Consider the following 12,194-nt stretch of genomic DNA (forward strand, 5'->3'; position numbering starts at 1 on the left):
GTTCTCCTTGTCCGTTGATCGCTCACAGTTCGTTGTCGCGCGGCATGACGCTCGAATGCAGACTGAACGGATAGCTGCCGCTGTCGAGATGACGCATGCGGCGTTCGAGGTCCGCGAGATCGGTCGATGACGCCAGATACGCTTCGCGGTCGTCGTCGTGATATGAGAAGAACAACGACCCCAGTTTTTCGGAAAGTGCGGCAAACATGATGTGCTCCTTGAGTAGCGCGACGCATGTCGGGCCGGCGGTCCGTATCGTCGCTTCAGTCCGATGCGTGCCAGACGCGTTTCTCGCGTCCGAGTGGCGGTTCGAACCTGAACCTGTGCATCGACGAACGAATCGTAGGCGCCGTCAATTAGCCGGAAATGAGCCGTGTTCGCAGCACTCCGCCAATGAATCACGTTGTGATCCACCGCCCGTTTGATCCGACATAAGCCGCTCATTCTTTCCTCATTCTCGGCGGCCAGAATGCATGTCAACCGATGCAGTCAATGCGCTGCACCGGAGCTCAAGGAGAAAAACATGAAAGGGATTCGCCAGGCGGTCGTCGCCGCCGTATTAAGCGTTGGCCTTGTGGGTGTTGCCGAGGCTCACGTGTTCGTCAGTGTCGGCATCGGCTTGCCGGTGATGCCCGTTATGCCGATGGTGGCCGCGGTGCCCGTCGCCCCCGTGCCGGTCTATGCACCGCCGCCTCCCCCCGTGTATTACGCGCCGCCGCCTCCTGTGTATGCGCCGCCCGTGGTCGTCGGTTATTACGGGCACCCGCGCGGATGGTACCGGCACTACGGGTATGGATACGGATACGGATACTGGCGCTAATCGAGGCCTGAGCCGACCCCTGAATCAATCGCCACGGGCAGGCGACATGCCCGGATACCGGACGTTCCTCACCTCAATGGAGCATGCATCATGAAGCAAAAACAGTTGACGCTGGTTGCCGCAACCGCTATCGCGCTTTCCCTGATCTCGGGCTGTGCGGTCGCCGACGAAGGCTATTTCATGAGCCGTCATCCGAACATCGAGGCCGCCGACTTCAACGCGCAGCAGGCCATCGAACGGATGCGCGCGGCGCAACGTGCGAACGACTACGACATGGGCGGCCATGCTGGGCGCGCGATCCGCTTGATGCAGGACGCGCGCTACGAAATGCAGGCCGCAGCCGAGGCGGCGACCCGCTGATTCACATGCAGACGGCTGCTCATTGTTCGCTAATTCTTGTTCTTTACAGTGAAGTCCATGGCAGAGAACACCTGACTCACGGAACGACCAAAAAACACATCAGGAGAGAAATATCATGAAATCGCTGATCCAAACCGCCGCTGTTGCCGTACTTCTTGCGCTGCCGATCGCGTCGTTCGCCCAGTCGAACGAGCCGGCGACTCGCGCGCAAGTGCAGGCCCAACTCGCGCAACTCCCGCCGACCGTTTCACTTGCGCCACTCGAACAGGCCGACGGCGCGTCGCAAAGCGGCATCGGGATTCATTCGCTGAACAACATCGGCTTGAAGTCGATCTATATCAAGCACTGAGCGATTGTTAAAGCCGGTCTCTATCGCTCGTTGCAAATGGTGGGCGCGCAGCAAAAGGCTGCGCGCCCTTGCCGTCGTTTCGACGCCAGAAAAGCGCCGCGTCGCGGGAGTAGAATCGCTTTACAAAAAAAGCCTGCCTTACCCGTCTCTCGCATTGCACTGAGTGTCCCGGCGTCCACACATTACCCGTTGGACGAAACACTTTTTCTGCGCCTCCATGATCAAGTCTCTAAGAAACCAGCTTGTCCTCGCCCTTTGCGTGCTGGCCAGCATCGTCGGCGTGGTGCAGGGCGTCAGTTCGTATCAGCTCTCAAAAGCGGGCATGAGCGCGTTGCTCGACCTGCGGCTCGAACAGGTTGCCGGCCGTATGCGCGGCGGTCTCGCGGATTCGCTGCCCAGCATTCCCGCGCGCGGCTCGCAACCGGAGCGCGACATTGTCATTACGATCTGGAAAGACGATCAGGCCACGCCTTACCGCTCGACCGAGCCGTCGCTGGCGCTGCCACGCGACGCGCCGGCGGGTTTCGTGACGACCGCCGTTGACGGCGACGAGTGGCGCATCTACACGCTGCGTGAGCCGTCAATGGTGATTCAGGTTGCGCAACGTTCGTCGGTGCGGCACGAGCTTGCGCAAGAACGTGCTGTCAATACGCTTTGGCCGATGATCGTGCTCGTGCCGCTGGTGTGGGTCGCCGTGCTGCTTGTCGTGCGCCGCTCGTTGCGCAAGCTGAATCGTTTGGGTGCGCAAGTGCAGGCGATCGACGTCAGTCATTTTCAGCAATTGTCGACCTCGGGCGTGCCGATCGAGATACGTCCGTTTATCGACTCGATCAATCTGATGATCGAGCGGCTCGCACAATCGATCGAATCGGAGCGAAAGTTTATTTCCGACGCCGCGCACGAACTGCGCACGCCGCTCACCGCGCTTCAATTGCAGGCGGACAATCTGCAGCCGCATATCGTGCCCGGCAATCAGGAGCGCTTCCGCGAATTGTGCAGCGGTATCAGACGCAGTGGCGGCTTGATCGCGCAGTTGCTCAGGCTGGCGCGGGCCGACGCGGCTCTGCAAGCCGACACGCTGACGCGCGTCGACGTGCCCGCCGTAGTGGTCGACGCCGTGGCCGAAGTCCTGCCGATCGCGATGAAGCGCGGCATCGATATCGGCGCCGACGAAATGGCCAGCGCGTTTGTCCGCGCGGTCGAAGCCGATGTCGGCATAGTCGTGCGCAATCTGGTCAGCAACGCGATCCGCTACACGCCGGACGGCGGCAAGGTCGATCTGAGCGTACAGATACGCGACGAGATGGTGTGGATCGACGTGACCGACACCGGGCCCGGCATTGCGGAAGACCTGCTGCCACGGGTGTTCGATCGCTTCTTTCGAGCGAATACGCAAATCGAGGGCAGCGGCCTTGGCCTGTCGATCGTCAAGGCGATCGCGACCAAATATGGCGGCGAGGCGAGTCTTCGCAATCGTCATGACGGTCAGTCGGGAATCGTCGCGTCGATCGGCTTTCCGTGCGCCACTGAGGCGGTGGCTGCCCCGGGCGCGAGTCAGTTATGATGCGTTCTGACCCGTGCCCGTATCACGCAGGCACGGGCGGGCTCGGCCTGGAATCGTAACCCGTGTTCCGTTCCTCGCGCCGCGGCCAACGACACTATTCGTTGCTGTGGGAACGACATCATGCGAGTTCTACTGGTTGAAGACGACCTGCAGATCGGACAAAGCCTGCTGCGCGCGTTGCAGGACGCGGACTACAGCGTCGATTGGGTGCGCGACGGCAATGCCGGCAGCGCGGCTATCGCGGCGGCTGAATACACGGTCGTGCTGCTGGATCTCGGCTTGCCGGGCATGAGCGGGATCGACTTGCTGAAAACCTCGCGAGCGGCCGGCAACAAGGTGCCGGTGCTGATCCTGACCGCACGCGACGACCTGGAGGCGCGCGTGCAAGGCCTCGACGTCGGCGCCGACGACTACGTCCTCAAACCCTTCGACGTTCCCGAACTGCTTGCCCGCATTCGCGCGGTATTGCGCCGCAAGGCGGGCTACGCGGTGTCGCGCCTCGGCGACGATTCCCTCAATCTCGATCTCGACAAGCGCACGCTATGCTGCAATGGCGTGACGTCGGTACTGTCGGCGCGCGAATTCGCGTTGATGCTGGCGTTTCTCGAGCGCCCCGGCATGATCCTCTCGCGTGATCAGTTGGAGGACCGCTTATACGGCTGGGGTAAGGAAGTGGAGAGCAATGCGGTCGACGTGCTGATTCATTCGGTACGCAAGAAGTTCGGGCAGTCGGTCATTCGCAATGTGCGCGGCCTCGGCTGGACCGTCATGCTGGGCGATTCCGCCAAGGCATGAGGCCGTTTCCTCATACCGAGGCTTGTCGCCGACGCGGTTGAGCGCGCTACGCTTTGCTGGAGGCAAATAACGGGCGCGCGCTCATCGCCCGCCAGTAAGTGAAGAAGCGCCCGCCGAACACGCCCGCCACGACCCCGGACACCGCGGCGTCGATCAGCATAACCATTCCAAGCGACGAAACGTCGGTCGCGGTCGCCATTTCAAAGCCGAGCCAGAATTTCGCGGCGAAGGTGGCGACGATCAGCACCAACGGCAACGCGGAACCCGGCAGCATGACGGTATTCGCCATCGGATTGACAATGAAACGCGACCGGCTCGCGAGGAACACGCCGCCTGCAATGCCGGCGAGCGAGCCTGCCATCCAGGCGATCGCGGAAGACCATCCCGCCAGCGGATCTGAAATCAGATGCGCGATACCCCAGCCCGCAAAGATGAGCGGGACGATGGCGAGCTTCGAGAGTGGCGCCGTGCCGCTGCTCAGTGCCTTGAATCCGCGCGATAGCAGGACGACGAGTAGCACCCAGACCCACACTGGCGTGCCGTGAATGATTGCTGCTGGTGACATGATGAGCTCCTTCAGATCGGGTGATTTCTCGAGGCGTGACTCACGTCCGAGCTACTGAATGATGCGCATCGTACCGGCCTGGAATTAGCGAAGAATTAGGAGAAGCATGCGCGCCTGGCGCTGAGTTAGTTGCCCGCGCAACGGCGAGGTGCGAGTTTGCACGACTTGTCGGACATTTGTTTTTCTGTCATTTTTCCGTCTGTTCTTCGGGCTTCCCGTTCCACGATTTCGCCGACACGTTCGTATCAATACAACGGAGACCATCCATGCAGAAAGGCACTTACGGCAACCGCGCGGCTTTGATGTTTTCGGCGCTCGCCGCCGTCGTGGTACTTGCCGGCGTCGCCACGCCGGCCGAGGCTCAGACCTACGGCACCTGCACAGTTACGGGCAAGAAAGGATCGATGCCGATAACCCCGGCTATTCCCGGACAGTTGACGGTGGAAGTCGCGCTGCCCGCGCCGGGCTGGTGGAACGGCGATACCCCGGCGACCATCAAGGACGGCTACGAATACTGCATGGCGGCCAACATCGCGCATCGCGCGGGGCTCGACAAGGTTGCCGTGGTGAACGTGTCGTGGGAGTCGCTGATCGCCGGCCAGACGAAGAACTTCGACCTGTCGTTGTCTGAAGCGTCGATCACGCCCGAACGTAAGAAGGTGATCGATTTTTCGACGCCGTATTTCAATTCCGACATTGGTGTGCTGGTCAAGACCACGACCAAGGTCACCGCGGACAATATCCGCAGCATGCGCATCGGCGTCCACCAGGGCACGACGGGCGCCGATTTTGCCGCCAACGTTCTCAAGCCGACCCAGCCCATCAAGGTCTTCCCCGATACGGCGGGCATGTTTACCGCGCTCGCCGCCAACCAGATCGACATTGCGCTCAGCGATACCGCCTACGTGCTCGGCCAGGCGGCCAATTCTCACGGAACGATGCAGGTCGTAGGCCAGTACACGACCGGCGAGACATACGGCGCGATCTATCCGAAGGGGTCGGCCAACGAGGGAAAAATCAACCAGATCATCCAGTCGATGGCCGACGATGGCACGCTCAAGATGTTGACGCAGAAGTATCTGGCAGCGGCCTGGGGCCAGGACCCGACGAAAATCCCTTACTTCAAGCCCTAAGGCGAAACGCACGGGATGCAACAGTCTGAACCTCTGGTGGCCGGCGAGCGCGGCTGGCACTTTCGCGTACCGCCAAAAGACACAACCGGGCTCGCGGCGCTCGCCATAGCAGTCGCTATCGTTATAGTGGGCTGCAGTTGGCGCACGCTGTTCGATCTGCGCGCGGCGCTGGGGTCGCTCGATGTGACGGGCCGGGCAACTCTCGCGTTGCTGGTGCTGCTCGGCATCGGCGCACTGTATCCATTCGTGCCGGCGCTGCGCAGTCTGCGACTGGCGCGACAGGCACGCCGCGCGATCGCCGGCGGCGACCTCGTGGCGGCACGCGTGGCCGCCATGGCCTCGCGCGATGCCAGCTGGATCTCGATCAGTCTCGCCGTCGCGCTGCTGGTGCTACTGGCGGCGATCCAGTTTCTGATCGCCAACGATCTCGCCGTCAGCCGCACGTTCTTCCTGCTGCCGCTGATGTCCGAGACCTTCCCGTTGATCGTGAAGGCGTTCTGGACCAACATCCATATCTTCGTCGTGGCCGAGATCCTGGTGCTGATCGTCGGCCTTGTGTTCGCCGTTGCGCGGATGACACCGGGCCCGGCCGGCCGCCCCATCCGGGCACTCGCGATTACTTACATCGACGTGTTCCGGGGTTTGCCGGCCGTCATCACGATCTACCTGGTTGGCTTCGGCATTTCGCTGACGGGTTTGCCGGTGTTGAAGGACCTGTCGCCCGAGACCTTCGCGATCATCGCCTTGACGCTGACTTCAAGTGCTTACGTCGCCGAAATTTACCGCGCCGGCATCGACAGCATCCACTGGAGCCAGACCGCGGCGTCCCGTTCGCTCGGCTTGTCGTATGGACAGACCTTGCGCTTCGTGGTGATTCCGCAGGCGGTCCGCCGCATGATTCCGCCTCTGCTGAACCAGTTCATCAGCCTGCAGAAGGACACGGCGCTGGTGAATATCATCGGCTCGATGGATGCGTTCAATCAGGCGAAGATCATCGCCAGCAACCACTTCAACCTGTCGGCGGTGAGCACCGTGGCGTTCATCTTCATCGTGATTACCATTCCGCAGACGCGGCTCGTCGACCGGTTGATCGAACGCCGCCGGCTCGCCGGCGGCTCATGAGGCGAGTATGCCGCTCATCGAAATCCGCGATATCCACAAACGCTACGGCGAGCACACGGTGCTCGACGGTCTGCGGCTCGACGTCGATGAACATCAGGTGGTGTGCCTGATCGGGCCGTCGGGCTGTGGCAAGTCCACGCTGTTGCGCTGCATTAACGGGCTCGAGCCGATCGACGGCGGTGAGATCCTGATTCACGGCGACCGGATGACCGGCGTCGGCGTCGACGTCGACGCGCTGCGCCGCGATATCGGCATCGTGTTCCAGAGCTTCAATCTGTTTCCCCATATGACGGTGCTGCAGAATGTCACGCTGGCGCCGATCCGTGTGCTGGGGATCGACCGTGCCGAGGCGGAGGCCAAGGCGCTGGCGCTGCTCAAGCGCATCGGGCTGGAACACAAGGCGAATGCTTTTCCCGACCGGCTCTCGGGCGGGCAGCAGCAACGCGTGGCCATCGTCCGCGCGCTGGCCATGGGGCCGATCGTGATGCTGCTCGACGAGATCACCTCGGCGCTCGACCCCGAACTCGTTTCCGAAGTGCTGCGCATGGTGCGCGACCTTGCCGCCGAAGGCATGACCATGCTGCTCGCCACCCATGAGATGGCGTTCGCGCGCGAAGTCGCGAGCAAGGTCTGTTTCCTGTACGAGGGCCGCGTGCACGAAGAGGGCCCTTCGGTGCAGATTTTCGATGCCCCGCAAAGCGAACGCACGCGGGCCTTTTTGCAGCGGATCATCGAAGCTGGCAGGCTATAGGCTGGACGGCGATAGCCGTGCCGGAAGACTGGAGAGTGGCATGAACATTCAACCGCTGGTCGGCGCGCTGGGCGCCGAAATTCTCGACATCGACCTGTCGGTGCCGTTGGCCCCGGACACGCTTGCGGCGGTGCGCGGCGCGCTGTTCGGCTATCAGGTGATCGTGTTTCGCGAGCAACGGCTCTCGCTCGAGCAGCACAAGAATTTCGCGCGGCAATTCGGGCCGCTGCACGTGCATCCCTACATCATGGCGAAGCCGCTCGACGGGCATCCGGAAGTGCTGCGCGTGGTCAAGGAGAAGGAAGACCGGCGTGTGTTCGGTGAGAAGTGGCATTCCGACGTGACCTTTCTCGAGCGGCCGGTGCTCGGCTCGGTCCTGTATGCAATCGAGACGCCCAAACAAGGCGGCGACACCCTGTTCGCCAACATGTACATGGCCTACGACACGCTCTCCGATGGGATGAAGGCCCTGCTCGAACCGCTCGTCGGCGTTCACGAGACACCGGTGCCGGAAGTCGATCCGGCGACCGGTTTGCCGTTTGAACCGCTGCGGCTCGTCAACGCGCGCGGCGAGCATCCAGTGGTTAGCGTGCATCCGGAGACCGGCCGCAAACTGCTCTATGTCAATTCGACCTATACGACGCACTTCAAGGGCATGACGGTGGAGGAGAGCCAGCCCTTGCTGGACTATCTGTTCCGGCATGCGACGCAGGCCGAGTTTACCTGCCGCGTGCGCTGGGCGCCGGGCACCGTGACGTTCTGGGACAATCGCAGCACCCAGCATCTGCCGATCAACGACTATTACGGCGAACGGCGCGAAATGCATCGCGTGACGGTTGAGACCTGAGCCCCGTCGGCAAAGCCCTGCTGCATCCCTCCGATCATCTATAGTGTGCGCTGCGCGTCCTGGGCGGCCGCCGCGATGCGCCTTGGCGCACCGGCGCCGACGTGCTGAGCGCCGGTTTGTCGTTGTTCGCGTTTTTTTTACGCTGCGCATCTGATTAATAGAGTCATAAAAAAGGAGAAACATGAAACCCCTGCTTGCAACCCTGACGATTGCGCTGCTCGCTGTATCGTCCGCCAGCGCAACCGCGAAGGATTGGTCGACCGTGCGGTTCGGTGTCGACGCGAGCTATCCGCCGTTCGAATCAAAATCCGCCGACGGGAAGCTGGTCGGCTTTGACATCGACCTGGGCAATGAAATTTGCCGCCGCCTGGACGCAAAATGCGTGTGGGTCGAAAACGCCTTTGACGGGATGATTCCCGCACTGAAGGGACGCAAGTTCGACGGCGTGCTATCCACCATGTCGATGACGCCGGCGCGTCAGGCGCAGATCGCGTTCTCGTCGAAGGTATTCCGCATCCCGACACGCCTCGTCGCGAAGAAAGGCTCGACCATCACGCCGACGCCGGAAGCGCTCAAGGGCAAGCACATCGGCGTCGAGCAGGGCTCGATCCAGGAAACGTATGCGAAGACCTACTGGGAGCCGGTCGGCGCGGTGATCGTGGCCTATCAGGATCAGGATCTCGTGTACTCGGACCTGCTTGCCGGCCGCATCGACGCATCGCTGCAGAATGCCGTGCAGGCTGATGTGGGTTTCCTGCGCACGCCGCGCGGCAAGGACTTTGCGTTCGCCGGCAATGCGCTGTACGACGCGAAGACGCTGGGAAGCGGTACCGCGATCGGTTTGCGCAAGGAAGACACCGACCTGAAGGCGAAGATCGACAAGGCGATCGCCGACACGCGCGCGGATGGCACGTACGACAGGATCGCGAAAAAGTACTTCGACTTCGACGTCTACGGTCAGTGAAGCCAGGCCGGCCAATGGCGGTGACGGCATCGGCCGGAATCCACCCAGGAGGCGCCGATCGCCGTCGTGGCATGCCGGATGCTGCGTGAAATGTGCGAGACGGCGCGGCCTGATTATTCGAATTGTTCCGATTGTTCCGATGGCCCCGAGCGTCGCGCGTATTTTCACGGAGAAACGGAGCATGGATAGCAATCTCGAAGCCCGCATTCGCACCCGGGCGTATCAAATCTGGGAAAACGACCCGTCGCCGGGTGGCAATGCAGAACAGCACTGGGAGGAGGCGCGCAGGCAGATCGAAGCGGAAGGCGATGATGGAGGGGAGCGACCCGAGCTCAGCGTCGACCAGTCGGCGGAGCGTGAGCGCGCGGGTAGGATCGCGCCGGAAGAACAATTGCAGGACATGTCTCCCGGCGAGTCGGACTCGGCTACTCGCTGAACCTGGCAAAGCCCGGGCAGGCCAATCGGCTTCGGGGCGTGCGCCGCCACCGCCGGGTGGCGGCCAGATTTTCTCGACTGAAGGTAAGCGCGGGTAAATGCGGGCCGAGCCTCGGCTTGCGTGGATCGCATGGCCGAGGTTATCCACAGAAAATGTTCATATCCTTGTGGACAAGTCCTGGCCAATTCCGCCAAGTGATTGAGCGCAGGGCGATTTCCCGATTGGTATGGCCAACACGCGTCTCCAGGCAGCCAACTGGACAGGCGAGCGCAACACGCCGCTCATTCCTCTGGGGAGGACAGCAGCGACACCGGCACGCCATGGCAACTTACGCTGGCGACGAGCGCCGCGCCGAGGCCCGCGCTGGTTTTTGTATGCGCGTCGAACGACGACACTTCCTTTTCGACGCGCAGAATGTTGATCGGCCACGAGCGCCGCGAGAGCCGTTCGTGGGCGAACGCCCCAACCCACAACGGGGTGGCTGACACGCCGTTTTCCACCGCATAGCCGCTCGGCCAGAAGCGCAGGACGTCGCGTTCGTCGCGCGTGTCACCGGGACGCATGAAGACCAGTGACGAAGGCACGCCGTTGTTCAGCTTCGGCAAGACCGGCAGCGACACGGCCGCGACATTCGGCGAGGCAAGCGAGAGCAGGCTGTGCGCGGACAGGTCCGTGCCTTCGATCCATCCCTGGGCGCGCAGTTGCCCCTTAATCGAAGCGAGATTCGACACCCATTGCAGCGTCAGCGGTTCCTTATAGTCGCCGCCCATATCGGAGCGATAGCAGGGGAGTCGCTTCCACAGCGACATCGTCCATTGCGTCTGCGTGACCAGCACGGGTGGCGGCCGCGACATGGCATCCTGCGGCGGCGCCAGTGGCTTGATGCTCAGCTGCACGCCCACGCTCACGAGCATCACCAGCAGAATCACGACCGGCATGAAGCTGCGTGTGGGCGGCACTTCGGGATGCCGCAACATGGCTGTCAACGAGACGATGGCCACCCAGATATACGCGAGCGCGGCGCCGCCGATCGCGTCGGAGACCCAGTACCGGCCGAAGTAAAGTCCCGCCAGCGCGACCACGATCACGACCACCGTACTCACCGTCGTCACCAGCAAACCTTCCAGCATGCCGACGCGCCGCGCCAGCAGGAACGCGAGGAAGCCGTAGACGATCACCGTCGCGGCGACGTGATTGCTCGGGAACACGTAGGCGCCTGACAGGAGTTCGTTAGGCGGCGCGCGGTGCATCGCGAATTGCAAAGCGAAGATCAGCAGTTGGGAAAATACGACCGCGGCGAGCCAGTAACCGATCGTGCGCCAACGCCGCTCCAACAGCATCCATATCACGACGGTCACGACCAGCGCCGTCAGCGTGACGACGCTGCCAAGCGTGGCCAATCCTGCAAGCACGGTGTCGCTCCAGGGCGTGCGCACCGATTGCAAAAAGTGATAGACGGACAGATCGACGCTGACCAGCGGATCGCCGCTGATCACGTCTTCGAGAACCCCAAAGAAGAGCGCGCCCGACACCAGCACGATCAGCGACGTCACCACCACGCTGGTGGCATCCGGCTGTTCGGGGTCCAGCAGACGCCGCGCGAGACGGCCGAACGGGCCCGGGTGACGGCACGCCCAGCTTCCCAGATAGCGGCCCGCCGCGCCCGACCACGCACTGGCATGCGAGAGCAGGAAACCCGTCGCGCGAAAGCTCAGCCAGACGATCCCCACCAGCAACGCGATGATCACGACGAGGCGGAACGACACGGCGCCGGCCAGCAGCACCGAGGCGCCGAATACCACGCCGGGCAGGATATGCGCGGGCGCCCATAGCAGCGCCGACAACACGTTCATCGCGTAGAAGCGCAGCGGCGGCATGCCCAGCATGCCCGCCACCACCGGCACGATCGCTCGCAATGGTCCGATGAAGCGGGCGAACACGACGCTCTTGGCGCCATGTTTCTTGAAGAAGCGTTTGCCGGCGCCGAGTACCTGCGGGTGGGTGCGGAACGGCCACAATTGGACGATCCTGTGTTTGTAGCGTGAGCCGATCCAGAAGCTCATGCCGTCCCCGGCGATCGCGCCGACGATCGCCCACAGGAACACCCAGCCGAGGCTCAGCGCACCGGTGCCGGCCAGCGCGCCGGCGAGAAACATGGCAGTGCTGCCTGGGATGAAGGTGCCGATGACGGCAATGGCCTCCAGGAAGGCGGCAAGAAAGACGACCGTGAGCGTCCAGGCCGGATGGCCGGCAAGCTGATGCAAAAGGTGGATGTAGGCGTGCTCCATCGTGCGCGATCGGCCGTTCTGGCGTAACGGTTGATCATAACGCGCACGGCGTTGCCCGACATTCCTGCAAACCAGTACCCGGTGGCCTGGCGGCGCGAAACTTTACGTCCAAAGGCCGATCGTCGATCAAACCCTGAATTTCAGCGATGAACAAACCTGGCCGGCGACCGGTCTGACTATTTGACCGGCTTCTTCACGAG

General features: G+C 62.5%; 13 protein-coding genes and 1 pseudogene. 11 read left to right on the forward strand and 3 right to left on the reverse strand.

Going from position 1 to position 12,194, the window contains the following annotated elements; genetic code table 11:
* Positions 1-22: 22 nt before the first annotated feature.
* Positions 23-208, reverse strand: a complete 186-nt coding sequence (locus PQR53_RS24140) for a DUF3563 family protein (protein ID WP_408459421.1) — start codon at positions 206-208, stop codon at positions 23-25.
* A 315-nt stretch (positions 209-523) separates the two neighbouring features.
* Here PQR53_RS24140 and PQR53_RS24145 point away from each other — a divergent pair, with 315 nt between their 5' ends.
* The 5 genes and pseudogenes from PQR53_RS24145 to PQR53_RS24165 all read left to right on the forward strand — a co-directional run bounded on the left by PQR53_RS24145 (position 524) and on the right by PQR53_RS24165 (position 3,888).
* The gene (locus PQR53_RS24145; protein ID WP_408459423.1) at positions 524-820 is read left to right on the forward strand and encodes a hypothetical protein; all 297 of its coding nucleotides are present in this window, start codon (positions 524-526) and stop codon (positions 818-820) included.
* A 90-nt stretch (positions 821-910) separates the two neighbouring features.
* Complete coding sequence (locus PQR53_RS24150) at positions 911-1,180, forward strand: hypothetical protein (RefSeq protein ID WP_408459426.1); 270 nt, start codon at positions 911-913, stop codon at positions 1,178-1,180.
* Positions 1,181-1,295: 115 nt separating this feature from the next.
* Positions 1,296-1,415: pseudogene (locus PQR53_RS24155) on the forward strand (DUF4148 domain-containing protein); the annotation flags it as partial.
* Positions 1,416-1,746: 331 nt separating this feature from the next.
* Positions 1,747-3,093 carry a sensor histidine kinase gene (locus PQR53_RS24160; protein ID WP_408459428.1) on the forward strand — a complete coding sequence of 449 codons (1,347 nt, stop codon included), beginning with the start codon at positions 1,747-1,749 and terminating at the stop codon, positions 3,091-3,093.
* A gap of 120 nt (positions 3,094-3,213) precedes the next feature.
* Positions 3,214-3,888: a response regulator transcription factor gene (locus PQR53_RS24165; RefSeq protein ID WP_408459431.1), complete on the forward strand. Its 675-nt coding sequence runs from the start codon at positions 3,214-3,216 to the stop codon at positions 3,886-3,888.
* Between the two features lie 46 nt (positions 3,889-3,934).
* Here PQR53_RS24165 and PQR53_RS24170 read toward each other — a convergent pair whose 3' ends face one another.
* A complete protein-coding gene (locus tag PQR53_RS24170; RefSeq protein WP_408459434.1) occupies positions 3,935-4,453 on the reverse strand; it encodes a DUF6622 family protein in 519 nt (172 codons plus the stop codon).
* A gap of 266 nt (positions 4,454-4,719) precedes the next feature.
* On the opposite strand from PQR53_RS24170, the gene PQR53_RS24175 reads away from it, so the two are divergent.
* From PQR53_RS24175 to PQR53_RS24200, 6 genes are all read left to right on the forward strand, one after another.
* Entirely contained in the window at positions 4,720-5,586 is an 867-nt protein-coding gene (locus tag PQR53_RS24175; protein ID WP_408459437.1) for an ABC transporter substrate-binding protein, read from the forward strand.
* Between the two features lie 15 nt (positions 5,587-5,601).
* The gene (locus tag PQR53_RS24180; protein WP_408459440.1) at positions 5,602-6,708 is read left to right on the forward strand and encodes an amino acid ABC transporter permease; all 1,107 of its coding nucleotides are present in this window, start codon (positions 5,602-5,604) and stop codon (positions 6,706-6,708) included.
* Between the two features lie 7 nt (positions 6,709-6,715).
* Positions 6,716-7,459, forward strand: coding sequence for an amino acid ABC transporter ATP-binding protein (locus tag PQR53_RS24185; protein WP_408459443.1), 744 nt, complete (start codon positions 6,716-6,718; stop codon positions 7,457-7,459).
* Positions 7,460-7,499: 40 nt separating this feature from the next.
* Positions 7,500-8,306 carry a TauD/TfdA dioxygenase family protein gene (locus PQR53_RS24190; protein WP_408459446.1) on the forward strand — a complete coding sequence of 269 codons (807 nt, stop codon included), beginning with the start codon at positions 7,500-7,502 and terminating at the stop codon, positions 8,304-8,306.
* A gap of 181 nt (positions 8,307-8,487) precedes the next feature.
* Positions 8,488-9,270, forward strand: a complete 783-nt coding sequence (locus PQR53_RS24195) for an ABC transporter substrate-binding protein (RefSeq protein ID WP_408459449.1) — start codon at positions 8,488-8,490, stop codon at positions 9,268-9,270.
* Positions 9,271-9,451: 181 nt separating this feature from the next.
* Entirely contained in the window at positions 9,452-9,706 is a 255-nt protein-coding gene (locus PQR53_RS24200; RefSeq protein ID WP_408459451.1) for a DUF2934 domain-containing protein, read from the forward strand.
* A gap of 281 nt (positions 9,707-9,987) precedes the next feature.
* Here the strand turns inward: PQR53_RS24200 and PQR53_RS24205 are convergent, their stop codons facing one another.
* Complete coding sequence (locus PQR53_RS24205; RefSeq protein WP_408459454.1) at positions 9,988-11,994, reverse strand: bifunctional DedA family/phosphatase PAP2 family protein; 2,007 nt, start codon at positions 11,992-11,994, stop codon at positions 9,988-9,990.
* Positions 11,995-12,194: the final 200 nt, after the last annotated feature.

This window comes from Paraburkholderia fungorum (genome assembly GCF_046027605.1).
Classification (GTDB): domain Bacteria; phylum Pseudomonadota; class Gammaproteobacteria; order Burkholderiales; family Burkholderiaceae; genus Paraburkholderia; species Paraburkholderia fungorum_F.